Origin of the sequence: Agrobacterium sp. 10MFCol1.1, assembly GCF_000381165.1 — a bacterium.
In the GTDB taxonomy this organism is placed as follows: domain Bacteria; phylum Pseudomonadota; class Alphaproteobacteria; order Rhizobiales; family Rhizobiaceae; genus Agrobacterium; species Agrobacterium tumefaciens.
The window spans coordinates 1-23,796 of the sequence record NZ_KB906088.1 but is presented as its reverse complement, the minus strand read 5'-3'; the positions used below and the strand labels follow the sequence as shown (position 1 = coordinate 23,796).

Sequence of the window (23,796 nt, the reverse complement as noted above, 5' to 3'; positions counted from 1 at the left end):
TGTCGGGACGCGAGCGTAGACGCGGTCCGGGTGTTCTCAATGAGACCTTTGGATCGTCGCGGATTTCGCTATTGTACGTTGGCGTACAGCAACCAAGCGTCTGCCGAGCCATTTGCCCATGGTGAAAGGATGGGAAAATGGCCAAGCACGCTGTGAGTGGAGTTTCCGGAAACACATTAAATGATTCGCAGCTGGAGGTGTTGCGTATCGGTATTGCAGATCTGGCGCCGGCCTTGACGGCTTTTGCCCGCCGCTTCGTCAGGAATGAAGAGGATGTCGACGATCTCGTTCAAGAGACGATGTTGCGAGGACTGCGGTCCCTGCACGGTTTTACGCCCGGCACGGCTTTGAAATCGTGGCTCTTCACCATTTTGCGCAACACGTTCTGTACCCGCTACAAGGTGTCTAAACGCGAATGTGTAGGCTTGCCCGTTGGTATCGAGCAGACCATGTCTACCCCTGCCAGCCAGGAATGGCGTGTGCAGCATCAGGAAGTCATGCGGGCTATACGGGATCTCGACAAGGATCAGAAAAAAGCTCTTCTGCTTGTCGCCGGAGGGACGAGTTACTCCGATGCCGCGGCCATTTGCGGCTGCCGGGTGGGCACCATCAAAAGCCGGGTGAACAGGGCAAGGGAATCGCTTCGGCGCAATCTTGACTAAAGTGTAATTTCTCACACTCGAGAGCGCCTTTCCGGCGGATCGCCGGAAATCATCTTTCGGTGAGTTGAACCGCTCGCGCAAGACATTGCCGCGGCCGTTTTGTTTCTTTGCTCCTGTCAGCGGTCACCGATCGCAAATTGCAGGGCATAATCGTCATAGCTCGTGCCCTCGATACTACCGTGCCGGAAAAAGGTTTCCCCCTGCACAGTCGGAAGACTGGTGAGGTTTGGCGAAAGGTTGGCGCGCATTTCCAGCCGTCCCGCGCTGAAATACCAGTCGATCGCCAGACACTGGGTTTCGCAGTCAAGGGAAACTCCCCTCTCGAAATCCGAGCACAGGAGCGGCCAGATGTACCGGCGCCGTTTCTCAAGCAACGCCTTCATCCTTTCCCTTGCCAGCTTCCCCTCGGTCGTTTCCGCCTCATCCCACTTCAGGGTCGAGATTTGCATCGTGTGCAGATCATTCGGATCCAGCACCACCTCTGGGGCCTCGGGAGGTAATTCGCCCTGGAAGCTTTCCGCCTGTTTCAGCCGATTCTTGATCTCCTGCTCCCGGTCGTTTTCAGGGTGGTCGGAGAAAAAGAAGAACGGGTTGGTCGAACCATGGTCGTCGCCCATGAACATCAGCGGCGTCTGGGGGGCGAGGAGGAGGATCGTCTCAAGCGTATCGAAAAGGGGAGGTTGTATCAGGGAGCGCAGCCGCTCCCCGCGCAGGCGGTTACCGGCCTGATCGTGGTTATGCAGAAAGTTTACAAACCGGTGGGGCGGGAGATGGCCGCTGGGTTCACCGCTTCCGGCAAAATTATGAGAAGGCCGCGGGTGGCCCTGATAGACAAAGCCGGTTGCGAGCGAGCGGCGGAGACCGTCATAGGGCTGGTTGGCGAAATCCTCGTAAATGCCGCCGTCCTCATGCGTGGTGGCAACATGAATCACGTGGTGAAAGTCGTCGTTCCACTCGGCATCGACACCGACGAGGCCATCAGACGAAGGTGTCATGGGTGAGGCTGCATTTCGCGCGTCTTCCGTAACGATATGGACATGCCTGCTCGTTATCGCCCGTTTCACGTGCCCCGCCATCTCGAACAGAAAATCGACGTCTCCGTCGCCGCCGGCGAGATGGTCGGCGGCATCGATCCGCAGCCCGTCAAACCGATATGTCTCTAGCCAGTAGAGCGCGTTCTGGAGAAAGAGCGACCGCACCTCGGCGCGGTTGAAGTCCGGCGCGGGTCCCCACGGCGTCCCGCCCTGCTTGAAGAATCTGGGAGCAAACGCCTCAATTGCGTTCCCCGTGGTGCCGAAGTGGTTATAGACGACATCCAGCAGCACCATGATGCCGTGGGCGTGGGCCCTATCGATAAAGGCCTTGAGGTCTTCGGGCGTTCCATAATCTCGCTGGGGCGCGAACTGCAGAACGCCGTCATAACCCCAGCCGCGACTGCCCGAGAAGGTAGCAAGCGGCATGAGTTCGACAACCGTCACACCGATGCCTGCGAGATATTCGAGCTTCTCCCCTGCGGCCGCAAATGTTCCTTCTTTTGTAAAAGTTCCGACATGAAGCTCATAGACGACCGCTTCGAGCCACGGCCGGCCTTTCCAGTCGGGGTTTTTCCAGTGGAAGTCATGGTTGACGATAAGGGAGGGGCCGAGCGGGCCTTCGTCCTGCTGGTTGGAAGCGGGATCCGCAATCCTTGTCCCGTCATCCAGTATGAAGCCGTAGCGATCGCCGGCGGAGGTGGTTTTTGTGGCATTATGCCAGCCGTTCCCGGCCGTTTGCATGTCGAATTCCGCGTCGTTCAGCCACAGTTTCACCGTTGCCGAGGCGGGTGCCCAGATGCTGAAATCCGTGTCGCCGGATTGATTGCGCTGCACACCCCATTTGCGATAATTCGCTGCATTCATCACCAGAGCCTCCTTTGCCAGTGGCCTAACCTGTTGGTGATCCTGGGGTTCCCGCCTGCCGCCTGTCAGCTCTTATCTTTGCAAAAGTCTCGGGTCTGAAGTCGGCGACCGCATTCTTTTTGCGCTTGCTGTTGCCAACAAGGCTCTCGAAAAGCGCCATATATTGTGCGGCACTCTTGTCCCAGGAAAAATTAGCCAGCATGGCCTGCCCCTGAAGCCGCCGGAAAAGTTCCCGGTCATTATAGGCGTTGATAGCGCGGTCCAGTGCTGCGCACAGATCGTCTGTATTCGCCGGCTCGAATTGAAAGCCTGTCGCCACGCCCGCTTCAATGGCCGCGTCATTCGCGTCGATAATGGTTTCCGCCAGCCCGCCCGTGCGGCTGACGATGGGCAGCGCGCCATATCGCAGCGCGTAGAGCTGCGTCAGCCCGCATGGTTCGAACCGCGAAGGCTGGATGATGAAATCCGAGCCGGCCTGGATCATGTGCGCCAGCCGTTCGTCATAGCCGATATGGGCGCAGACCAGTTCCGGATAACGCTTTGCCAGCGCCTGCAAGCCGTCTTCCAGTGTCGTATCCCCCTCTCCGTGAATGATCAGCCTGCCTTTCCTTTCAATTATAAGGGGTACGACGTGAGGGAGGAGATCGATCCCCTTTTGCCAGGTCAGGCGACTGACCACGCCGAAGACCGGGCCCTGAGTAGGTGCAAGACCAAGGGCCTGGAGCAAGGCATATTTGTTGAGGCTCCGTCTCGTAGCCGTGGCAGCCGTGAAATTGGCGAGAATGTAAGGGTCCGTCGCCGGATTCCAGACGTCCTGATCGACGCCGTTGACGATGCCGCGCAGGTTCTCGCGCCGCTTAGCAAGCACGCCCTGCATTCCCATTCCCATTTCCGGTGTGAGGATTTCTCTTGCGTAAGTGGGGCTTACCGTCGTCACGGCCGATGCGGTCGTCAGGCCACCCTTCAAAAACGACATGTCGCCATAATATTCGAGGCAATCCACCGTGCAGAGGTGGGGCGGCAATCCGAGAACGCCCGCCCGCTCCAGTGGATATTGTCCCTGAAACGAGAGATTGTGAAGGGTAAGGACGGAGGGCACCTGCGGCGTTGCCTCGGCGAGGTAGACGCAGCTTAAGGCCGCGTGCCAATCATGCGCGTGAACGAGATCGGGCTTCCAGCCGTCAATCGCACCGACTGCGATTTTCGCTGCAACCTTGGAAAGGACCGCAAAGCGCAGATCGTTGTCGGAAAAAGGCTCGCCTTTTATGCCATAGGGATGGCCGTCCCTGTCGAACAGGTCCGACGCTTCCAGAAGCAGCAGTTGTTGACCGTCTGAGATAACGGGATAAACCGATACCGGCTGCTCAAGAACAGTTGCACTCAGACATGGCTCCTTTCCGCGGATAAGTGGCGTGAGCCTGCGGTACAAAGGCAGCAATGTACGAACATCCGCCCCCTGTCTCGCCAGCGCCTCCGGCAGAGCACCTGCCGCATCGGCCAATCCGCCGGTTTTGACGAATGGAAACATTTCGGCCGTCACGGCAAGAATCCGCATTTGGCGCCTCCAGGAACCGCATTGATCTTAGATTGCGAGGAGCCCGGAAACAGGTTGGTGACAACCAAGCCGCCTGCCGGGAACAGGCGGGCATTACCTGTCCTGCCGGTGCCCTTGATGGGTCGAGTTAATCTTTATGTTTGCCTGCCGGCCCGTCTGGGTCGAAGCTTTCTGTTCCTGGGCAGATGAGGCGTCTTCCGTGCTCAGGCGGCCATTGTCACCGGGGCCCTGGTGGCTCCGGTTGTCTTCTGGAATAGGGAGAGTTTTCCGGGTCATTTGATAACCTCGTTCGGTATGAGTTCCTTGGAGCAACCCGAACCGTGCCTACGCAGGTTTGTTCCCGGTCCGCCGGCTGACTTTCATATCGTGATCGTGTCGTTTCACGGATCGATCGACGGTCGGAACACGGCAACGTTCTGCCCACCCGCATGGCGAGATGCAGGATAATCGGAAACCTCGGAGGTGAAAAACTAAGCTGAAATCGTGACAGGATGCCACCCGTCAGACCTGGATGTCAGCCGACACGCAATTTGGTTCGGAAATAGAGAGCGGCCAATTGCTGGAGTTTCGACGGATCGACGACGCCGCGATCATACATTTTCAGGACATAGCGGGCGACGTCTGCAGGGCATAGAGCCGGATCGCGTTCTGCAGACACGACATTTTCGTAGGCTGCCTTAACGATATTGATGTCTTCGTTCAGAAAAATTCCAGCACTCAGGTATTCGTGATTGGTTTGCATTTCACCTCCTTGAAACGCGCTCGGCGTTTCACAGCATGAGGGAAGATGCATTTATCTTATAGAGAAACGACCAAAGGTAAATGTCCGCAAGCGTACCAACGACAACTGAGAACGGCCGTCGGGCCTAGCGAACGCCCTCGCTCGCAACAGCAGTCAGGTCGTCAAGCGCGGAATCAGAGCTGTATTTGCGCATAAATCGGGCGAGCATTCGATTGTTTTCCTCCTCGGGCACGCCGTAGAGATCGCCGGCATAGGTCTCAAGCATCTCGCGGTTCTTGATCGTAATTCGTCCCCTTTCGGAGCGAATGAACCCAAGGCTTTCCAGCACGTGGAGAGCGTCCGTTACGCTCGCGCGTCTGACTGCCAGCATGGTTGACAGGAATTCGTGGGTCAGTTGCAGCTGATTGCTTTCCACCCGGTCGTGGCACATCAGGAGCCAGCGGGCGAGGCGCTCCGTTACGGACTGGGTGGCGTTCGAAGATGCCGTGAATTGTATCTGTGTTCTTGAGACGTGGAGGGCGCAGACGAGAATGTCGAAGAATACCCGATATTTTGAAATAAGCGCGTCAAACGACCTGATATCCATGAAAAGTGCTTCGCCCGGAGCCTGCATGACGATCTCGGTCAGGTTCGTTTCCGCGCCTGCTACGGCTCCCGCCGGCACGAACCCCTCTTTGCCGACAACTCCCGCCTCGGTTTTGCGCCCCGATTTGGTGACGACAACGACCGAAGCTATGCCGGATAACAGAAAGAAGACACCCTCGATGGCCCCGCCGGCGGGTATCAACATGTCACCCAGTGCGAGTTTGATGGGCCTGCACGCGTCTCCAACCTCAACCCGGACGTCATCAGGTAAATGAGAAAGCAGAATATTCGCTTCGCCATGGCTATCGGGTTGCTTCAGCATGACACGTGCCTCCCTTTAATGTCTGATGCCTCCTCCTTGCGCCATCAAGGCGGAAACAATGTTCTCAATGTCTTCCGAACGCCTGGAGAGGACAAAAGGTCCCGGCTCGCTATCGATGACCGCTTCGGGTACGAAAAAAAGATAGGGAATGGCTTCGCCATCCAACTGCTCGGTGAGGCGTAGCAGGATGTTTGCCTCGTAACGAACGTCGATAATCGCGGCGGTAAATTTCAGAGCGGCTTCACTCTCTATGAAACTTGCGGAATACGGTCCCTCGAGACCAATCTGAGCATGAAACCAAGCCATCCTGATTTCCGGTGTCACGGTATCAGTCATGCCAATGATTGCGATGGTGAGGCGTTTGACAGTCCGCATGCTTTACTCCTCGCATACCACTGCATGGGTGTGCCGTTCCACCTACCATAACGCCTGAGCAGGATGATTTCAGCCGCCCCGTAGTCCGAATTTATCAAATAAGCGCGAGAGGGCCGGCGCGGCGTTGGGCATCTCGTCCCGATGATGAAAACCCCTTGCGACGGTTTTCCTCGCCGTCGTCCCGCTTCGGGGGCGGAACAATTGCGGATGGGCGGGGGTGGGATGCCGCGCGCCCATGAGGAGGTATCGGATGCAGGCAAAAGACAATTACTAGGCTGATCCGCCACGGGAAAGCATCAGGCTTGAGCAGGATATAAACCCACCGGTAAGTGAAAGGCTCGATTCAAACTTTTCACCCATGACGGCGATTTTCGCGGCCGCAAACGCACCTGGAAAACCATGATGGTCTATACGCTTGTGATATTTGCGCTGGCGGCCGCCATTGCGCTCTATTTTTTAATCGCGACGCATCCCGGTCGCACCGCGTGAGCCGGCGCCGGCCCGTCATTTCGCCTAGACCTTACCCGCCTCCAGATTGCGACCATCAGTCGACGGTGGAACGCTGATTTCTGCGCTTCTGCGTCGCAGGGGAACATCCACCTGATGGGGCACCGCCACCATTACCTGAAGCGACCGCGACACCCGATTGGGGGCTGCGGTATCGGTCAGCGTCATATGGGTGGTTTGAGCGAAGCGTCTCGCCTCTTCGGTCCGCAGCATATCGTTCTCCAGCAGCTTTGCTGCCGCGAGCGCGAGATGTCGGCTGGGATAAACGCCTCTTATGATATCAGAGATGACGACGGCCCATCCATTTTCATGCGCCGTGATCTGGTATTCGATGTTCTTTTTCATGGTGTTCAAGCCTCCCTGTTTGGCAGCCCCTAACCACGATTGGAAGAGCTTGTTCCAGATATTGAAGGCGGATGCGGCGGATTGCTTTCGCTAAGTCGTCCCGGCAAGAATTTCGCCTATTCGGCCATTCCCCGATGCAGCAAGGGACCCTCCTGCAAATTCGTACGGAAACGTACTCACTGTTTTCATGCGATTTTCCGCTGTTAATATGACCGCGGCAATTGTTGTTTTCGAGCAAGGGGCGAACCGGGCGAACCGCTATGCTTGGATCTGATTTTTTTGTTTATAACCTGCTATTGAAAACCCTGGGCATGGACGGGATTTCACGGCTCGCGTCTCGAATGGAGCACGTCGATCTGCCGGCGGGGTATCAGCTCGTTGCGCCTGGCGTGCCTGTTTCCCATCTCTGTTTCATCGAAACCGGTCTGGCATCCACCGTCGTTCATAACGGTAGCGGTAAAAGCATAGAAACCGTGCTCGTCGGCCGGGAGGGGATCACCGGCTGGCCCGCTCTTCTGGGCGCGGAAACCACGCCGGATGAAACCGTCATGGGTGTCGGCGGCCGTGGCTTTCTGATCCCCGCCGTCGAACTGCGACAGGAGATGGAGAACGACGTGCGGCTGCGGGAGCTTTTGCTGGGCTATATCAATATCTGTCTGCTTCAGGTGGGCCAGCTTGTGCTGGCAAATGGGCAGTACAGTCTGCGCGAAAGGCTCGCGCGCTGGCTGCTGATGTGTCATGACCGGCTCGATACCGATGATCTGCCGATCACCCATGAGTTCCTCTCCACGGTTCTTGGCGTGCGGCGGCCGGGCATCACCAACGAGCTGCATGTTCTCGAAGGCATTCATGCCATCCGTGCCAGCCGAGGAAACGTCCGGATCGTCAATCGAAGCATATTGGAAGACGTCGCCGACACGACCTACGGCGTCCCGGAAAAAGAATATGAAAAACTGATAACTCGTATGCGGACGGACGTTGCAACGCCATCAGTCATTTCTGCCTAGCGCGTCGGCGAAGCGGACGACTTTCAATACTTCCTGCTGTTTATTCCGGATGATGATGCATCCTTCCGAGATGTCGCGCCCTTGCAGGACTGCCTCGCTCATCAGCGCCCGGGCATCTTGGAGCGCCTCCTCGATCGCCCGGTCGAGCGACGGCAGATCGCTGCCTTCCGGATCATCGAGGATGTTTTTGCCGCTGATCACGGTGAAGAAAAATCTTGGCATGTTGGTTCCTCAGGAAAGACATGGTCGCCGTAGGCGCACCGCGGCTTGTCCTCAGCCGAAGTGTCGCAAATATTGGGCTTGTTTCTCAAGCCGGGCGGCAAGTTCGGAAATGCTCATATTGTTCGCGCATAAATGAATAGCGCATTCCAGGAATTGCAGTGACGAGCGCCTGATAAAGTCCTGCTGCTGCTCATAAGCCATTCTGGAGATGCGATCGGATTTGCCGGATTTGTCCGTCATCGTCATGTTCCCTCAGATTGAATTTTCTCTCGCGCCTAACCGGGGCAACGCGAAATTGTTTCGAAAAAAGTTGCCCTGCTGTGTTGTTGTCTTCGCGGAACATCGTCGCCGCAAAGAGGTTGGGTGGGTTCGCAACCCAACCGGAGGCAATGATGACCAATAATTCTCCACGAGGTGGCGCTCCCGGCACCACCGACCAATCACCCCGTTGGGAGGGGCCGAAGGAAACCCGCCCCAGCGGCTACATGGAGCCCCTTGACGATCCCGAGCACGATCGGGAGGCTGTTGGGGAGAACGTCAAAAACCCACGTAAGAAGCGTGTTTCCGACGCAATGAAAACGCGCGACGAGAAGTAATGCGCGGCTCGTCCGTTGCGACCGGAGGAAGACATGTTCACTTCAACAAAAATACCGGCCAGCATCCGTCAGGGCGGGCCGGGTGCATCGCATGAAAACGCGAAGGCACCCTTGGAAATCAAGAAACCCGCCGCAGATAACGACAAGCGTTCGAAGAGCAGGGTTTCCGGAGGAGGTCGTGGGCGTGACAGTCACCATACCCATGACCCATACCGAAAATCATGATTCGCCGAGAGAGAAACAGTGAAAAAGGCGAAAAAGAAAAAGAAAAAGAAATGGTCGCAGAAGGTGACCAAGGAAAGCGACGCGCTCGATCTTGAGAAAGACGCCTCTCGTTGAGGAACTCTGTTTTCCTCTTGCCCGAAGCAAACGTCAGGATCGCGTCAGATCGCCGCGTAGTACGATCACCAGTTCCGCACCATCGGCACGAGATCAATGCGGTTTACCAGCGTGCGAAGCTTGTCGGCCGCCTGTGCCCTCGTCTCCTCGTTGCCAAGCTGGTCGTGAAGAGCAGCGATCTCCTCATGATAAAATTTTGCCAGATTGGGATGCCGCAGGGGAGGTGGCTCCTCCGCATTGCGGATTTCGGATTACATAGAGGTTTCCGATGACCATGACACGTTTTTCCTGCAGTGAAGTCGATCTTGACGTTAGCAAGGCAAAGAAAGCCGCCCAAGCGGGATCCGTGACGATCACCCATCGCGGCAGGCCATCTCATGTGTTGATGACGTAACGCGAGTTCGAGCGCCTCATCGGAAAGCGCCGCAACCTCGCCGACGACGCACGAGCACTAACGGCTGATAGCCACCAAATCTCGTCGCCATGTTCCGCACTATGAACTGGCAAATGCTCTGGTCTACAATGCTGGCGCGCAACGCTCCCGAAACACTCCTAAACCCGCGCTTCCAGAACCATGTTGAAAGGCCCGGTGAAGGCTCGCCTGACGCTGGAAAAGCCACCCGAACGAATGACCTCTGAGAGCTTAGCTTCGCCAGCTTGAGCTCCCAATCCTTCACCCACCTCCTGGTCAAGTGACGTTGGCACGCAAATCATGGTTGATGCATTGTAGTAAAGGCGGCCGACAGGATTCATATTGTCCGCCGGGCGGTCGCCCGAGATAGGTTCAACGATCATCCAGGTGCCGTCATTTTTGAGGATACGAGACATGTGCCCCGCACACCCACGCGGATCACCCATATCATGCAGACAGTCGAAACTTGTGATGAGATCGAAATCCGTATCCTTGATGTCTTTGGCCGTCGCCGCCACGAATTTCACCCGGTCGTCCACCCCATGGCTTCGGGCATGCTTGTTGGCCTCTTCTATGGATGGCTCGTGGAAGTCATAGCCTGTGAAGCTGGCGTTGGGGTACGCCTCGGCCATAAGAATTGTCGAGAAGCCGACGCCACAGCCGACATCGGCGACCCGGGCGCCCTTCACCAGTTTGTCCTCGACGCCATGAAGGGCGGGCAGCCACGATTGGACAATATTGTTCACATATCCCGGCCGAAAGAACGCGCCCGTTGCGCAGAACAGGCAAGCTGCAGTGTCACCCCATCGCACCCCGCCGCCGGTCCGGAAGCTGTGCTCAACCTTGGGCTCTCCCTCGATCATCGCCGCGACCAGATCGAAAGCCCCTTCGAGATAGACGGGGCTGTCCTCGTTGACGAACACCATCGCCTGCTCGGGTGAGAGACTAAACATCCCGGAACCGCTGTCGTAGTCGATGTAGCCGTTTGCCGCCTGTGCCAGCGCCCACTCCCTGACGTAGCGCTCCAACAGGTTACCGGAGGCTGCCGCAAGGCCTGTGGATGTTAGCGGTCCGGCGCGGTGCAACGTATCGAACAGCCCCAGTCTCAAGCCAATCCTAACAGTTGGAACACTGAAGGCTCCGCCTAGATCGCCCAGTATTCTGCCAATAAAAGAATTCAGTTTTGTTTCGTCGAGCTGTGTCATTTCATTCCCCCCAATTAATTGAGTTGGCGGGCAAAGGCTGACCGAAAATTTACGCGTCAGTGAATGCTCGTAGGCGAAGTAATATAGCCGAATACCCTGAATTTGTCACGCAAACCAATATCGCTCTATCGGTGGTCCGCTCCTGACTGGCGTTACCCGTAAGAGTGATGGACGATAGCGCGGGGAAGTCGTAAACTGGCTTGAAGACCAGGCAACGATATACTCCCGGGAGGAAGCAATGCCTATCTTCATGGACCGGCACGAGCTTGCGGGAGTTTCAGCGGCGGATATCGCCGCGGCACATCTTAAAGATCTCAACATTCAGGAGCAGTACGGCGTCAGGTTCCTGACCTACTGGTTTGATGAAAGGCGTGGTACGGCCTTTTGCCTTATCGATGCTCCAGACGTTGAAACTGCGCAGTGCGTACATCGGGAAGCCCACGGATTTGTCGCCAGTGAAGTTGTGGAAGTCGCTCTGTCCGCTGTGGAAGCATTTCTCGAGAGAATACAGGATCCCTTGTCGCTTGCTACCATCTCGAAAGATATGGATGCCGGCCACCGTGCGATCCTGTTCACTGATATTGTCGGTTCAACCGAGATGACGGCCCGCCTTGGCGATCGTATGGCGGCGGAACTCGTCCGCGCACACGATGCCCTGGTTCGTGGTTGTCTCGGGCGACGGTCGGGGCGAGAGGTCAAGCACACCGGCGATGGCATAATGGCTGTATTCTCGTCCGTACCGTTTGCCGTGGATTGCGCCATTGATATCCAGCGCGAGTTCCATCGCTACAACAGCGGCAACGGTGAGCCAATTCACATCCGCATTGGACTGGATTGTGGTGAGCCGGTCGAGGACAGCAATGATTTCTTCGGTGCGACCGTGCAACTGGCAGCCAGGCTCTGTGCCGCGGCCGAGAGCGACCAGATCCTGATATCGGACAAGACCTTCCAGGAATATGGCAGCGCCGATGTCCTCGTCCATGGCAATCAATACAGACTGAAAGGATTTGCCGAGCCGGTCATCGCCTATCGTTGCGAGTGGCTGCACTAGCGACGTGATTTGAAATCCGATGTAGAAATGACCATCAAATGGTAATCTGCGTTGAGCCACCGTGCGGTTTGTTCGGTCGGGCAACACCGGCCTGATGTCTGGCGGGGTGTGGACACTTGCACCACCGCTGGGCGGCCGCTCTGCGAAGCCGGAAAACTCTAGCCTCAGCTGGTCCAGAAACCTGGGGCGGTTCAAAATGGGCCGGACTCAAATTTATTCTGGAGGAAATTCTCAGTGGCAGGTCACGGTCACTTTGCAATTCAATGTCGCCTTGGTTGGGAGGATATTGATGAAAAGTGCGGCATTAGATAGAAAAACCACAGAATTCCATTTCAGGCACTGATTTCCATGGCTAATTTGGGAAATCTCTAAACGTTGCATGGCATCGGCCGCAAATAATGTACGTCGCGCCGCCAAGCGGTACGCTGCAATGGCGCTAGCAAGAGCGCGATCAAGGATCGATGGAATGGACTTGACGTATCGCCTCCCGGAGGAATTCTTCACAGAGCGGTTTCTAGTCAGGCGGGTTCAACCATCTGATGGCGACGCAATCTTTGCTGGTTGGGCAACTGATCGTGAAGTGACGAAATATCTCACTTGGCGTCCGCACACAGACCTTTCCCAGACGCAGGAAGCTGCGGAACGCTCCTATCTGGAGTGGGAAGGTGGCTCCACGTTTCCAGCGGTCATTTGCCGACGCGAAGTGCCGAGCGAACTTGTTGGAAGGATTGACGCGCGACTGGCGGGACCGCGAGTTTCCTACGGTTGGCTTGTCCGGAAGGATCACTGGGGACAGGGCGTTGCGACTGAAGTGGTAAAATGGGCGATCGAGCATGCCCTTACCCATCCGATGATCTATCGCACCGAGGCAGCTTGTGATGTCATGAACGTGGCCTCAGCACGTGTGATGGAAAAGGCTGGTATGACCCGGGAAGCGTTGCTTCGGCGGTATCTTTTCCATCCAAATTTGTCGAACGAACCAAGGGACGCTTTCCTGTATTCCAAAGTTCGCTGAGACCGTCCCGGGTTACCAATCCGGCTGTAGCTTCCCGCATAAACCAACTGGGTCTCTCACGAGCGACTCCTATGCGAAATCCAAGGCAAAAATCTGGATCATGTTCAGGATGATACGCATACAGCTCTAATCTCCCCGCGGCCTTCAGTCGCCGGACGGTGTCAACATCAGGATGCGCCCGCCCTAATCGTGGCGGTTCTTCACGAATGAATGAATCTCATGAAGCTGTTGGCTAATCGTGTGAACGAATGATATTTCGGTGAAGGGAGATTATCTGCGCGAGACGGATAAATCGTTGTTATAGCATGGTCGCAAAGAGGGGCGCCTGTTTGAACCCGCCTCAAGGCGTAGTCTTCGATTAGAATTGTTGGATAGCATCGCTAATTTCACTTCTCGCTCATGACGCCTCCGCCATCGCTGCATAGATGGCCCGACTGATATCGGTAGAAAACCGCCCGGCGCCAGACATGCCTTCAAATGCGGTATTGGTCAGGGCCACAACTGTCAGGCCGTTGCTTGGGTCAGTGAACCAGCTATGCCCGTAGGCCCCGCCCCAGCGCCAGGTGCCTGCCGGCTCGGCCACGCCTGCGGCCTGGCTGTCGCGCAGCACCGAAAAACCGAGACCATAGCCCCAGCCCGGCGATCCCTCGATGTCGATCCCGGCTATCTGGTCACGCGCCATCACGGAGGCATGATCGGCAGTCATCATATCACCGCCGCCCTGCCGTAACGCTTCTATCAGCTGCAACACATCGAACGCTGTGCCGACCATACCGGCGCCGCCTGAAGGAAAAGCCTTGGTATCAAACACCCGTGATGGATCCATCATGACGCTTGCCATACCGGGGAGCAATGGCAAGCAGTCCGGTTCGTGCATCCGGCGGGGACGTGGCGTGGCGTCCGCGTATGCAGCCGTAACCCGGGATGGATCGGAAAGCGCAAAACCGGTATCCTTAAGACGGAGCGGCTCGGTGACGAGCTTGCGGATGGATTCCGGCAAGGCGAGCCCTGTTGCCGCCTCAATCACCGCACCCACAACATCTATCCCCAACGAATAGCGGAATGCCGACCCCGGAGCGAAGGAGAGGGGGACGCCGGCAAGGCGCCGGATGTTGTCGGCAAGCGTCAGGTCGGAGCGGTCCATACCGTCCGACACGCCTGCTTGGGCGAGAGGCCCGCCTTCCGGCTCAAAAAAGCCGTAGCTGAGCCCTGCGCTGTGACTGAGTAGATGACGCAAGGTGATAAGAGCCGGTCGTCCCTCGAAGGTCGGCGTGAACGCCGGTAGCCATTCCGTGATTGGTCGATCGAGATCCAGTATCCCGCGACTGACCAGCGCTAGGGCAGCCGCAGCGGAGAAGAGTTTCGAGACGGAGGCCAGTCGGAAGATAGCGTCAGTTCGCATCTCCGTGCCGGCATCCCGGTCGGCGAGCCCTGCTGCGCGGCAATATATTGTTTTGCCGTCGAGCGCGACAAGGACGACAGCACCGACGATGCGTTCGGCTGCAATCGCGCCGTCTATCACAGCGTCCAGGCGCGATACGATCGAAGAATTTGAGGATGTCATGAGAATTTCCTTTGGATCAGGGATTGGCAGCCGGTGGGAAGGCATGATGGTGTGCAAGAAGTGTTGTGATGAATGCCGGGACGAGGAGGATAAGAATGGCTGGGGCGAAGCCGCCAACGCCACTCTGCTGCAGGATCAACCCGCCGACGATACCGCCACCGGCGATTGCCAGGTTCCAGGCGGTGACCAGCATGGATTGAGCAACATCGGCAGCATCGCCTGCGGTGTTCGAAAGAGCGGTCTGAAACAGCGTGGCAGTTCCGCCAAAAGCGAGGCCCCAGACCGCGATTGCACCGTAGACAACCGCTGGGTTCTCACCCCATAGCCCAAGCGCCAGCGCTGCAAGCCCGAACAAAGCGATGCTGGCGAGCGACAGGCTTCGCAGTTGACGGTCAATCAGGACACCGACGATCCAGATGGCTGCCAGTGCTGTCGTGCCGAAGACCAGAAGCACAAGATCGGTCCGCGCTGCCATGCCGGCCTCGACCAAGAACGGGGCGATATAGGTGTACAGGATGTTGTGAGCGAGGACGAAGGCAATGGTGACGAACAGGACCGGGCGCACGCCGGGCAGAGTAAACACCGTGCCGAGCCCGCGGCGACGCTCCATAGGCTGGCCTCCGAAGTCTGGCACCTTCGCGATAACCCAAACAACCAGTACCAGAGTCAAGCCGCTGATGAGGCCAAAACACGCCCTCCACCCGAGGAGGGTGCCCAGAAAAGTACCGGCCGGAATGCCAAGCGACAGCGCGAGCGGCGTGCCCACCATGGCCACCGCGATAGCCCGTCCCTTTAGTGCCTCGGGCACCATGCGTGCCGCATAGCCTGCGAGCAACGCCCAGAGCAACCCGGCCGAAACGCCGGCACAAAATCGTGCGACCATCGTCAGCAGATAGCTAGAGGAGACGGCTGTAACTGTATTGGCGATTGCGAAACCGGCGATGGCAGCGAGGAGTAACCGCCGCCGTCGTATGCCTTGCGTCGCCGCCGTCAGCGGGATCGCGGCGATGAGCGATCCAATCGCGTAGATCGTCACCATCTGGCCCACCAGTGCGTCCGACACGGCAAGGCCCGCGCCGATCTGCGGCAGCAAAGCTGCGGGCAACGCCTCGGTCAGAATGGTGATGAAGCCGGCCATGGCGAGTGCGAGCAGGCCCGAGAGCGGCAGACGACGAGGTTGGGGCGGGTCGACGGGGGACGCGGCGAATAAGTGCATGTTTGTCATGCCTTGACCATAAGCCGGTCTCCGCGATTGGAGAATTATGCTAGAGTTCTCATCATATCGGACATAGATGTCCGCAATAGGGACTAGTGGATGGAACATCTCGGCGCATTGAATGCCTTCGTTCAAACGGCAGATTGCGGTAGTTTTGCGGGTGCAGCCGCGAGGCTTGGCGTTTCTGGCTCGGCCATCGGCAAGGCGGTCGCGCGGCTGGAAGAGCGGCTTGCCGTTCGCCTCTTCCATCGCTCGACGCGCTCGTTGACGCTGACTGCGGAAGGAGCTCTGTTCCTCGATCGCTGCCGCCGCATATTCAGCGAGATCGAGGCCGCTGAACTGGAGCTGTCGCAAATCCGTCAGGCGCCGCGCGGACGTCTTCGTGTCAGCCTGCCACTAATCGGCATGCTGATGATGCCCGCAGTCATGGCCTTCATGCGTGCCTATCCCGAGATCGAGCTTGACCTCGACTTCACCGACCGGCTGGTGGATGTGATCGACGAAGGTTTCGATGCCGTGGTCCGCACCGGCGAAGCCCGGGACTCGCGATTGATGATGCGTCGGGCAGGGGCATTCTCGCACCGGATCGTCGGATCGCCCGATTATCTCGCGGCGCGTGGCGTGCCTTCGACGCCCGACGATCTGCTCGGTCACGCCTGCCATCATCACAAATATCCGTCCACCGGCAAGCTGGAGCGCTGGCCGATGGTGGCGGACGGCGCGGCCCTTGAACTTGTTCTTCCCGTGACATCGGTAGCAAGCACGCTCGAGCCGCAGATCTGCTTGGCCGAGGGAGGCTTCGGGCTTGCATGCCTGCCGCAATTCGCGATCCGGGAGCAGCTCCGGCGAGGTAGGCTGGTCAGCGTGCTTGAGGACTATATGCAAGAGGTCGGTGCCTTCCACATCCTCTGGCCGGCAAACCGGCATCCCTCGCCGAAGGTGTCCGCCTTCGTCTCCTTTATGGCTGAAAACCTTCTGCGTGAGCAACATAGGTGATTTGTCATTCGCGCGTTCGCACCACGCCTCGCGGCCTTAGGCCTCACTGGCGGCAACTGACGTTCGCTTGAAAGGATCAGGAGATCGTCCGCGCCTACGTGGCCAGCGCAAAGGCCAAGGCGCGCGACGATATTTCCGCCCATTCCGAAGGTCGCTCGCCAGCACTCGGCCAGCCGCCTGGGGCATGGCGTTCAGCGGTCGATTCGAGGCGGGTTTCGATCTTTTCGATCACCGATGCGCTTGCATACGGCATGATCGAACGTCAATGGGGTCGCATCATCACCATCGGTTCATCGGGCATCGAGCGGCCCATTGCCGGTTTCGCCCTGTCGAAAGCGGTTCGCGCCGCGGACGCCGGGCGGTCGAAAACGCTGTCGACGGAGCTCGCGCCTCACGGGGTCACGGTCAACATGATCCTGCTCTGCCGGAGTGACACCGACCGCGTGCGCGTGCTGGATGACATCAGGGCTAGAAACGCCGCGCTTGAGCTAGCTGCCGTGCTGGAAGCGTCGCGCGGGGACATCCCCGGCGGACGTTACGGCTGCGCAGAGGAGTTCGCTGCCGCCGCCATTTTTCTTGCCAGCCAGCAGGCGAGTTACATTACCGGGTCGATGGTGGCGCTATCCGCAGCCTGTGACGCCGCCGCCCGCCTCAGCCCTTCATGCGCAATTTCCCGACCATAAGCTTGTGCTTATTCACCTTGTCGTAGAATGTCTTTCTCGAAATCTTCAGGTGCTTCATCGCCTGTGTGGCGCTTCTACCTGTCGCCGTCAGCGTTGCGGCGATGAGGCGGGCCTCGTAAGCCGTCATCATCGTGGCGAGGCCGGTCATCTCGGCGGATCCGCCGGCGGCGGGAAGCTGCTGTGGGCCGAGCAGTTGCAGCTGGGCAAAACGCTGTAATTCACGTAGGTTGCCCGGCCAGTTATGCGTGAGCCTTGCATGGCTGACGGCGCTCATTTCAGGTAAGGGCGCGCAGTTATTGGCGCTGGCGTGGCGTAGGAAGAAGCGGAAACAGGGCAATATGTCCTCAGGTCTTTCCCGCAGCGGCAGCACGGAACAAACGGGTCCCTAATTCGGCACAACGAGGGGTCTCAGTCAGCAGCCAGATATTCAACCGAGCAAAAGTCTTCACTACGCAAATGCGCCAAGTCTTCATCCAGTTGGCTAAGTCGCATCATATGTGCGGTGATCTGTAGTGAGATGATGTGCCGGTCGTCTATAGAGAAACGTTCCCACCTCTTGAGGTTGTCGATGACCTCAATGAGGTCGAGACGTTCTTGTTCTAGTTTCTCCAAATTCCAGATCATCGCAGCCGGCCTCCCGATTTGACTTGCGTGAAACGTAGCATGGCCGGATCGGTTCAAACCGATAAGATTTAGCGTAAATTTTATCTAAATCGCAAGTTGCTCCAAGCTGCGGTTGGCGTGCTTAAGCAAATCCAGGGGATCCGTCAGCTAGCCACCGCGCTTGGTCGCGAAGAGTGTCGTCGTCGAACGCATGGAACAGGCTTGTACCGATCCAATGCCTCCAGGGAACACCCGCATCATCCGCGGAACCTTGCCGCGCGGCAACGGGAGCTCGAGGTGCGGCTGAAAGTGCTGCTTGGCACATGGATTCTCAACCAACTGCAAAAAGCCGGCGGATGGAATGGATGCGCAGATGCTGCTCCACTTACTGCGGTGTAAGCTGACGCAGATGGCGCTGCGTGATGCCGATCGTGCACTGCTTGGGGATTTGCTCAAAGGGGAAATCGTGGGTGAGGCTGGCTGATCGTTTGCTGGAGGGAGAAGGAGCATGTCCGGTCGCGTCCGGGTCCTGGTCGGCATGTTCAGTCATTGTGGTGGCATTGCAACTGGCCAACAGGTGGCCCGTACTTGCCCACCCCTGTTTGTCGCTTCCCGCCTTCGGAAAAGGGACAAGAAAAAAGCCCGGCACAATGGCCGGGCTTTTGCTGTTGCTGTCCGGGTGAATCAGAATTTTACGCCGAGGCCGACGCGTATTGCATGCTGGTCGACATCTGCATTGATTGCAGCGCCGCCGAAATCGAAATCCTTGTCGCCGAAGTCGGTGTAACGATACTCAACGCGTCCGAACACCATGTCGGTAAACGCGTAGTCGAGACCAACGCCGACGGTGTAGCCGTTGAACGTTTCCTTCACGTCGGCAATGCCCGGAACTTCCGCGTAGCCGCGAGCATAGGCCCAGCCTGCGGTACCATAGACCAGGGCACGGTCAAATGCGTAGCCGACCCGGCCACGAACCGAACCCTGCCAGTCAAACCCGTAGTCAAAGCCCGTGCCAAGGATAGTGGCTGAATCATCGCCCCAGTTCTTTTCGAAGTCTGCTTCGAGGCCAACGACCCAGCTGTTGCCAAGGTCGTAGTTGAAGCCGACGAAACCACCGGCAAGAGCACCATCGAAGTCTGCGGACGTTTGGCCGGGAAGGCCGACGATCGAAGCGTCATTGTTGTTCCAGCCGTAGCCGGCCTGGACACCGGCGGTAAACCCGGTCCAGCTGAACAGCGGCGCAACGTCTGCTGCCGGGGCTGCAGGAACTTCTGATACGGCATCGGCCGCCATTGCAGTCGATGCCGCAAGCACGAATGCGATAGTCGATACGATTTTCTTCATAGTCTCTGAACTCCCTTGTATGAGAGATCATTCATATGCTTTTTTCCTGAAATATGATGTAACCTTTGTGCAACGCCCGCGACCTCAGCAGCTGTCTGCATAAATTTGAGGCTGTCCGGCTTCAGTGAGCGTTTCGTGCAATCACACTCTTTCGGCACATTTTTCTGGCGCTGGCGGGCCACAGATACCTTCGCCGGGTGACGGCCGTCAGCCGAGCTGGCGCTCAATTGCGGCCTTGTCGATGACCGACCAGACCCTGCGGATTTTTGTCTGTTCGAAGTCGTAGAAAACATGCTCGCAGAACTGAACGCGCCTGCCATTGACCGGAAGGCCCATGAAGGTGGATTTGGGAGTGCAATCGAACGAAAGCCGGGCGCCGATCCGGGTCACGTCGCTGACAAGTATCTCTGCCTGGAACCGAAGGTCTGGAATATCAGCAAAGTCCTTGACCAGCATGTCGCGATAGCCCGACAGGCCTAACGTCCGGCCGTTGTGTTCAACAGTATCGTCGACGAATGCGCCGAGCTCATCGAAGGCCTGACGGTTGAGGCAGTCGAGATAAGCCAGGTAAATGACGTTAAGTGTATGCATGTGTTTCTCCCCTGTCGACATGGCGAATGATGTCCATGGCCCTTGGCTTTCTGGATCACGACCGTGCAGGTCAAACTGTGATGAGCTCGCACCTGCCATCATCTAGTCGGTAAAATCCATCCTGCGGAACGGGCAGTTCGAGCATCTCCAGCTTCGAAAGTCCGAGAAAAACACCCCGAAGAATCCGCCCGAACAGGCCATGGGAAATGGCGATCGTCGGATGCTGGAGATCCGAGATCCATGACGTCGCGCGCTTGCAGGCGTCATCAAAACTTTCGCCATCCGGTGCCCTGAAATACCAGTCGAATGCGTTGGATCCTTCAAGGCGCCCAGGAAATTCGGCATCAATCTCAAATCGCGTCATCCCGTCCCAGGATCCGGCGGTGACCTCAACGAGCCTGTCATCTTCGAGATACTGGAGCGTAACCTCGGCCAGGACCCGTTCTGCTGTCTGTCGCACGCGCCCGAGCGGACTGATTTGCATCCGGAAAGACTGCTCATCGTCGCAGAGAGCGTCACGGAGCAGGCGTGCGACTTGATCTGCCTGTTCGATACCGCGCGCGGTCAGCGGCGAATCCTGTTGCCCCTGAAACCGGCCAAGACAGTTCCAGACTGTTTCGCCGTGGCGAAGGAGATAGATTGTCGGGACAGCCACGCTTGCTTCACCTTTATGTTCGTAATCGATTGCCATCGCTCGTGGCATCAATACGGAAACGTGCCGATTGCAGTGCATTGATGACCGCGTGCAAGGCCTGATCCCTGTCCTTGCCCGACAACGATAGTACATTGTGCTCGAAAGCCCCGAGATTGGCGAACTGGGCATGAAGATCGGCCACGACCAGCGGATCGCGGAGGCTGTCGCCACCGCGAGCCTGACAGCGTTCGATTGCTTCTGTTACTGTCGTGCGCAGCACGATGTAGTGCAGCGGGCATGCAAGCGCCAGGAAGGCCGGGAGCCAGTCCGGTCGCACGACGCCATCGAGAATGACGAAATAACCCGCCTCGGCATAGCGACCTGCGACATCGGCGGCGATCTGCATGATCATGCAGTTTTGTTGATCGGATTCGGGAAGCCAGGGATCGATGCGGCCATGCTTGATGTATCCCCACAGATCATCGCTATGAAAATGAACCTTTGGCACGCCGCACAAGTGCGCAAGGGCTTCGGCGATTGTGGACTTGCCAGAGCCTGGGTGGCCGGAGAGAAGCAGGATATGGCCGTGAAGATCGTCTGTCATGGTCATACACTCACCCGGGGCAGGCATTCGGCGGCTGATTGTACGGTCATTGGCCAAAGTTGCCAGTCTGGCGTTTCTCGTCCTCGCCGGTAGACGGGTGAAAGAACCCGCCCTATCTGGCAAAGGTTGTCACCATGTATGCGGACGCCAGAAGCAGGCTGACGATTGTGAAGAATATCAGAGCCGCCGCCAGTTCATCAAACATGCCTTCGCGTTCATTGCGATTCCAGTCGTAAGCCAAAGCCAACCTCCATCGTTGCTGTGAGAGGAAGGTGGTCGCGTATGGTTAACGAAAACCTAAAATTAATAAGCTGAATTTCGCCGGTACGAAGTGCCATTGACGGTGGGAAGATGGCATATCGCGTCAACCGGAAGGTTCGGCGAAGCTGATTCCGGTTTCGCTGTCGAGGACGATATGCAGGTCCCGGATCATGCCGGCTGCCTGCAGCAGGGCGTTTCGCACGTCGTCATCGCTGCGCCATCCGTGTTCGATGGACAGGGCGACGGTGTGGATGTCGACGACACTGTCGCGACCGGGACCGGAGGGGATTCCGATCGTTTCGCGCATGTCGCGGATTGTCGTTACTGCCCGTTCAAGCATGCGGCGCTTCTGATAGTCGTCGAGGTTCTCGAGCCTGTTGGCGTCGCGGACGAGTTCGGCAATGAAACTGTTGGTCGGGGTCATGTTATGAGGTTGCCGGGTCGACCAGGCGGCGTCAACAGAGAACCGGCAGCGTGGGCTTCGGGATGCGGTTTTAAGGTGTTGCTGTGATGCCAGTGCATCAGGGCCGAACGCGCGGCGAAATGGATTATGCCGTATATTATTTTGATTTTTTATGGCTAAATATCATAGAAGTAAGTAGTTTTTCGGATGTAAAACATGAATACGATAGTAATGGCCGGTGTATCAATTTATCGGGCAATGATGACGAAACAGTAGGTCCGTGAGACGATGAAAAGACCTTACTCCTGTCGGGCTCAATCCGAAAGAGGTTCCCGATCAGGATGATCTGGCGCGATCAAGTGTAAGACTTACCGATCGGGAAGCGTTTCCATGATTCTTCGGAAAACTTCCTGTACGGTAAGTCAAGCTATGGAGGTTGACGATGTTCAGGTCTGCGCGTGATTTCGGCTCTGCTATTAAGTAGAGACGCAAAGCGCTTGGCTGGACGCAAACCGGGCTTGCTGCCCGTTCTGGAACGGGGGAACGCTTCATCGTCGAGCTTGAATCGGGCAAGCCGAGTTGCCAGCTCGAAAAAGCCCTGATCGTCGCACGCGCAGTTGGAATCGATTTTGGCGATCTCAAGACGGTTCAGACTTTGCAAGTCGCGCGGGACGATGACCTCGGCTTTCTGCCGATGTTTGGTGCTGATCAATGACAAACATCTACACGAGACCTTGCCTCTCGCCCATCTGACTTTTGAAGGCGAATGGAGGTTGGACTATGATCCGGGCTGGGAAGCACGCCGCCCGGCTTTTCCGGTGTCGCTTACCATGCCGCTGCGTTCCGGATCCGTGGGTGCAGCGAAGCTGCTTCCCTGGCTTGCCAATCTGCTTACGGAAACCCATCTTGCCAAGAGTTTTAGTGGTCCCGTGGCGTCATTAATGCGCATAATCAATGCAGCATTTACAGCATCTACAGCATTGCTGTATTTTATGGATTTCCTTTTTTGGCTGTGCTATCGTTGCGACGCAAGACGGGAGTATGATCGATGGCAAGCTCAGGTAATTCTTACACGACGAGTGATCTTTCCAGGAAGTCCGGTGATATCATCGCCGAGGCACTTCGCCATCCGGTGACGATCACCCAGCGCAACAAGCCTCGTCTGGTCCTTCTTAATATTGAGGATTATGAACGTTTGATGCGGCAGTCTGATCTGCGCGCGGTAGGCACTATCGATAATATGTCTGACGCTTTGTTGGACGAGTTTGAGGCGGCAGTCGAGGCTTATTCGGAAACGGAAGAGATGGTTCGGTGAGCGGTTTCGATGACATCGAGACTGCAGTCGTAATCCGCTACCCTTATCTGTGGAGCCGGGAGGCTTCGCTCGGTGAAACCGAAGGTCGGAAGGGTCGACCCGTTGTTGTTGGCGTGAGGCTCGCCCGTGCGGACGGCGACATGGTTCTGTTCTTTCCCATCACGACAAAGCAGCCGGAAACTGGTCGTTTTTCTATTGAGATCCCAGCGATTGAAAAGCGCCGGGCCGGTCTTGATGCAGATGTGCGGCTCTGGATCATTCTGGATGAGTATAACAGCGATATTATCGGACATTCTTTCTATCTGGAGCCGGAGCCTCCTGTGGGGCGGTTCAGCAAAGCTTTTTTTCTCCCCGTTCTTCGGGAGTTTATTGCGCGTCGTCGGTCATCCAGCGAGGTTTACCGCGCCCGATAAATAACCGGGCGATGTTCGCGCTACGGGCCTGGTGGGATTGCCATTTGAACCGCGGTCCCGTGCAGAAGCGAAATCCGGTGCACTACCGCCCATAGGATGGTGACGGTCAACGGGATAGCAACGCATCTGCGGTATCTATAACTAGCCAGCACCACCGGCTCGCAACGTGCGACGAGCAGGGCCAGGGCGAGGTCTGCAACGGGTGCATCAGAGGTGGCTCGGTTTGTTTGAACAGTTTCGGGCGTTTCACTAAGTGGATTTCCGCCTCGATTATGCAGCCACCATCATTGATGCCAGCGCGTTGAAGTAGGCCTGATCCGGCGTCTGCCGA

Annotated in this window: 32 protein-coding genes and 2 pseudogenes; 15 read left to right on the top strand and 19 right to left on the bottom strand. The window is 57.2% G+C overall.

Features of this window, described 5'->3' with window-relative positions; translation table 11 throughout:
- The first annotated feature begins 137 nt into the window (after positions 1 to 137).
- Positions 138 to 662 (top strand): sigma-70 family RNA polymerase sigma factor, encoded by a 525-nt coding sequence (locus F617_RS0126435; protein WP_013762435.1) that lies wholly within the window; start codon positions 138 to 140, stop codon positions 660 to 662.
- 116 nt (positions 663 to 778) lie between these two features.
- On the opposite strand, the gene treZ is transcribed toward F617_RS0126435, so the two are convergent.
- The 6 genes from treZ to F617_RS0126400 all read right to left on the bottom strand — a co-directional run bounded on the left by treZ (position 779) and on the right by F617_RS0126400 (position 6,991).
- A complete protein-coding gene (treZ, locus tag F617_RS0126430; protein ID WP_019567400.1) occupies positions 779 to 2,560 on the bottom strand; it encodes a malto-oligosyltrehalose trehalohydrolase in 1,782 nt (593 codons plus the stop codon).
- Between the two features lie 25 nt (positions 2,561 to 2,585).
- Positions 2,586 to 4,115 (bottom strand): glycogen synthase GlgA, encoded by a 1,530-nt coding sequence (gene glgA, locus F617_RS0126425; RefSeq protein WP_019567399.1) that lies wholly within the window; start codon positions 4,113 to 4,115, stop codon positions 2,586 to 2,588.
- Between the two features lie 514 nt (positions 4,116 to 4,629).
- Positions 4,630 to 4,857: a hypothetical protein gene (locus F617_RS0126420; RefSeq protein WP_003518990.1), complete on the bottom strand. Its 228-nt coding sequence runs from the start codon at positions 4,855 to 4,857 to the stop codon at positions 4,630 to 4,632.
- Between the two features lie 124 nt (positions 4,858 to 4,981).
- Complete coding sequence (locus F617_RS0126415) at positions 4,982 to 5,764, bottom strand: Crp/Fnr family transcriptional regulator (RefSeq protein ID WP_013762439.1); 783 nt, start codon at positions 5,762 to 5,764, stop codon at positions 4,982 to 4,984.
- A 15-nt stretch (positions 5,765 to 5,779) separates the two neighbouring features.
- Positions 5,780 to 6,139, bottom strand: a complete 360-nt coding sequence (locus tag F617_RS0126410; RefSeq protein ID WP_019567398.1) for a hypothetical protein — start codon at positions 6,137 to 6,139, stop codon at positions 5,780 to 5,782.
- Between the two features lie 513 nt (positions 6,140 to 6,652).
- Positions 6,653 to 6,991, bottom strand: a complete 339-nt coding sequence (locus F617_RS0126400) for a hypothetical protein (RefSeq protein ID WP_019567397.1) — start codon at positions 6,989 to 6,991, stop codon at positions 6,653 to 6,655.
- 260 nt (positions 6,992 to 7,251) lie between these two features.
- Here F617_RS0126400 and F617_RS0126395 point away from each other — a divergent pair, with 260 nt between their 5' ends.
- A complete protein-coding gene (locus F617_RS0126395) occupies positions 7,252 to 7,998 on the top strand; it encodes a Crp/Fnr family transcriptional regulator (protein WP_019567396.1) in 747 nt (248 codons plus the stop codon).
- Here F617_RS0126395 and F617_RS0126390 read toward each other — a convergent pair.
- Entirely contained in the window at positions 7,981 to 8,220 is a 240-nt protein-coding gene (locus F617_RS0126390; RefSeq protein ID WP_006315847.1) for a hypothetical protein, read from the bottom strand. The two genes, F617_RS0126395 and F617_RS0126390, sit on opposite strands and share 18 nt — an antisense overlap.
- Before the next feature lie 51 nt (positions 8,221 to 8,271).
- Positions 8,272 to 8,460, bottom strand: a complete 189-nt coding sequence (locus tag F617_RS27455; protein WP_025594784.1) for a hypothetical protein — start codon at positions 8,458 to 8,460, stop codon at positions 8,272 to 8,274.
- 152 nt (positions 8,461 to 8,612) lie between these two features.
- On the opposite strand from F617_RS27455, the gene F617_RS0126380 reads away from it, so the two are divergent.
- From F617_RS0126380 to F617_RS29010, 4 genes and pseudogenes are all read left to right on the top strand, one after another.
- Entirely contained in the window at positions 8,613 to 8,816 is a 204-nt protein-coding gene (locus F617_RS0126380) for a hypothetical protein (protein ID WP_026331086.1), read from the top strand.
- A gap of 33 nt (positions 8,817 to 8,849) precedes the next feature.
- Positions 8,850 to 9,041, top strand: coding sequence for a hypothetical protein (locus tag F617_RS29015; RefSeq protein WP_013762445.1), 192 nt, complete (start codon positions 8,850 to 8,852; stop codon positions 9,039 to 9,041).
- A gap of 18 nt (positions 9,042 to 9,059) precedes the next feature.
- On the top strand, positions 9,060 to 9,155 hold the full coding sequence (locus F617_RS28565; protein WP_013762446.1) for a DUF3175 domain-containing protein: 96 nt from the start codon (positions 9,060 to 9,062) through the stop codon (positions 9,153 to 9,155).
- Positions 9,156 to 9,423: 268 nt separating this feature from the next.
- Positions 9,424 to 9,546: pseudogene (locus F617_RS29010) on the top strand (type II toxin-antitoxin system Phd/YefM family antitoxin); the annotation flags it as partial.
- 161 nt (positions 9,547 to 9,707) lie between these two features.
- Here the strand turns inward: F617_RS29010 and F617_RS0126365 are convergent.
- On the bottom strand, positions 9,708 to 10,772 hold the full coding sequence (locus F617_RS0126365; protein ID WP_019567392.1) for a class I SAM-dependent methyltransferase: 1,065 nt from the start codon (positions 10,770 to 10,772) through the stop codon (positions 9,708 to 9,710).
- 238 nt (positions 10,773 to 11,010) lie between these two features.
- On the opposite strand from F617_RS0126365, the gene F617_RS0126360 reads away from it, so the two are divergent.
- Both F617_RS0126360 and F617_RS0126355 read left to right on the top strand, forming a co-directional pair.
- A complete protein-coding gene (locus F617_RS0126360) occupies positions 11,011 to 11,823 on the top strand; it encodes a nickel-binding protein (RefSeq protein ID WP_019567391.1) in 813 nt (270 codons plus the stop codon).
- Positions 11,824 to 12,289: 466 nt separating this feature from the next.
- Entirely contained in the window at positions 12,290 to 12,838 is a 549-nt protein-coding gene (locus F617_RS0126355) for a GNAT family N-acetyltransferase (protein ID WP_019567390.1), read from the top strand.
- Between the two features lie 397 nt (positions 12,839 to 13,235).
- Here F617_RS0126355 and F617_RS0126350 read toward each other — a convergent pair whose 3' ends face one another.
- Both F617_RS0126350 and F617_RS0126345 read right to left on the bottom strand, forming a co-directional pair.
- Positions 13,236 to 14,402 carry a serine hydrolase gene (locus F617_RS0126350; protein WP_013762452.1) on the bottom strand — a complete coding sequence of 389 codons (1,167 nt, stop codon included), beginning with the start codon at positions 14,400 to 14,402 and terminating at the stop codon, positions 13,236 to 13,238.
- Between the two features lie 16 nt (positions 14,403 to 14,418).
- Entirely contained in the window at positions 14,419 to 15,627 is a 1,209-nt protein-coding gene (locus F617_RS0126345) for an MFS transporter (protein WP_013762453.1), read from the bottom strand.
- A 90-nt stretch (positions 15,628 to 15,717) separates the two neighbouring features.
- Here F617_RS0126345 and F617_RS0126340 point away from each other — a divergent pair, with 90 nt between their 5' ends.
- On the top strand, positions 15,718 to 16,614 hold the full coding sequence (locus F617_RS0126340; RefSeq protein WP_013762454.1) for a LysR family transcriptional regulator: 897 nt from the start codon (positions 15,718 to 15,720) through the stop codon (positions 16,612 to 16,614).
- Positions 16,615 to 16,712: 98 nt separating this feature from the next.
- Positions 16,713 to 17,297, top strand: coding sequence for an SDR family oxidoreductase (locus tag F617_RS0126335; protein WP_013762455.1), 585 nt, complete (start codon positions 16,713 to 16,715; stop codon positions 17,295 to 17,297).
- Here F617_RS0126335 and F617_RS0126330 read toward each other — a convergent pair.
- Together F617_RS0126330 and F617_RS0126325 are read right to left on the bottom strand one after the other, a co-directional pair.
- On the bottom strand, positions 17,266 to 17,571 hold the full coding sequence (locus F617_RS0126330; protein WP_019567389.1) for a hypothetical protein: 306 nt from the start codon (positions 17,569 to 17,571) through the stop codon (positions 17,266 to 17,268). The two genes, F617_RS0126335 and F617_RS0126330, sit on opposite strands and share 32 nt — an antisense overlap.
- Positions 17,572 to 17,705: 134 nt before the next feature.
- Complete coding sequence (locus F617_RS0126325) at positions 17,706 to 17,921, bottom strand: hypothetical protein (RefSeq protein ID WP_019567388.1); 216 nt, start codon at positions 17,919 to 17,921, stop codon at positions 17,706 to 17,708.
- 340 nt (positions 17,922 to 18,261) lie between these two features.
- Here F617_RS0126325 and F617_RS29080 point away from each other — a divergent pair, with 340 nt between their 5' ends.
- Positions 18,262 to 18,384 (top strand): hypothetical protein, encoded by a 123-nt coding sequence (locus F617_RS29080; protein ID WP_003518941.1) that lies wholly within the window; start codon positions 18,262 to 18,264, stop codon positions 18,382 to 18,384.
- Between the two features lie 200 nt (positions 18,385 to 18,584).
- Here the strand turns inward: F617_RS29080 and F617_RS0126315 are convergent, their stop codons facing one another.
- The 6 genes from F617_RS0126315 to F617_RS28560 form a co-directional block, all read right to left on the bottom strand.
- On the bottom strand, positions 18,585 to 19,244 hold the full coding sequence (locus tag F617_RS0126315) for an outer membrane protein (protein ID WP_013762458.1): 660 nt from the start codon (positions 19,242 to 19,244) through the stop codon (positions 18,585 to 18,587).
- Between the two features lie 207 nt (positions 19,245 to 19,451).
- A complete protein-coding gene (locus tag F617_RS0126310; RefSeq protein ID WP_019567387.1) occupies positions 19,452 to 19,835 on the bottom strand; it encodes an ester cyclase in 384 nt (127 codons plus the stop codon).
- Between the two features lie 70 nt (positions 19,836 to 19,905).
- The gene (locus F617_RS0126305; RefSeq protein ID WP_019567386.1) at positions 19,906 to 20,526 is read right to left on the bottom strand and encodes a histidine phosphatase family protein; all 621 of its coding nucleotides are present in this window, start codon (positions 20,524 to 20,526) and stop codon (positions 19,906 to 19,908) included.
- Positions 20,504 to 21,079 carry an AAA family ATPase gene (locus tag F617_RS0126300; RefSeq protein ID WP_019567385.1) on the bottom strand — a complete coding sequence of 192 codons (576 nt, stop codon included), beginning with the start codon at positions 21,077 to 21,079 and terminating at the stop codon, positions 20,504 to 20,506. Before F617_RS0126300 ends, F617_RS0126305 begins: the two co-directional genes overlap by 23 nt.
- A 106-nt stretch (positions 21,080 to 21,185) precedes the next feature.
- Entirely contained in the window at positions 21,186 to 21,314 is a 129-nt protein-coding gene (locus F617_RS29075) for a hypothetical protein (RefSeq protein WP_019567384.1), read from the bottom strand.
- 123 nt (positions 21,315 to 21,437) lie between these two features.
- Positions 21,438 to 21,758 carry a hypothetical protein gene (locus tag F617_RS28560; protein WP_019567383.1) on the bottom strand — a complete coding sequence of 107 codons (321 nt, stop codon included), beginning with the start codon at positions 21,756 to 21,758 and terminating at the stop codon, positions 21,438 to 21,440.
- Positions 21,759 to 22,179: 421 nt separating this feature from the next.
- Between F617_RS28560 and F617_RS28195 the strand changes: the two are divergent.
- The 4 genes and pseudogenes from F617_RS28195 to F617_RS0126280 all read left to right on the top strand — a co-directional run bounded on the left by F617_RS28195 (position 22,180) and on the right by F617_RS0126280 (position 23,465).
- A pseudogene (locus F617_RS28195) lies at positions 22,180 to 22,452 on the top strand (helix-turn-helix domain-containing protein).
- Positions 22,412 to 22,873 (top strand): HipA N-terminal domain-containing protein, encoded by a 462-nt coding sequence (locus tag F617_RS29005; RefSeq protein WP_245260871.1) that lies wholly within the window; start codon positions 22,412 to 22,414, stop codon positions 22,871 to 22,873. The pseudogene F617_RS28195 and the gene F617_RS29005 overlap by 41 nt, the downstream one beginning before the upstream one ends.
- Positions 22,786 to 23,052, top strand: a complete 267-nt coding sequence (locus tag F617_RS0126285) for a type II toxin-antitoxin system prevent-host-death family antitoxin (RefSeq protein WP_019567382.1) — start codon at positions 22,786 to 22,788, stop codon at positions 23,050 to 23,052. Before F617_RS29005 ends, F617_RS0126285 begins: the two co-directional genes overlap by 88 nt.
- On the top strand, positions 23,049 to 23,465 hold the full coding sequence (locus F617_RS0126280; RefSeq protein ID WP_019567381.1) for a hypothetical protein: 417 nt from the start codon (positions 23,049 to 23,051) through the stop codon (positions 23,463 to 23,465). Before F617_RS0126285 ends, F617_RS0126280 begins: the two co-directional genes overlap by 4 nt.
- Positions 23,466 to 23,796: the final 331 nt, after the last annotated feature.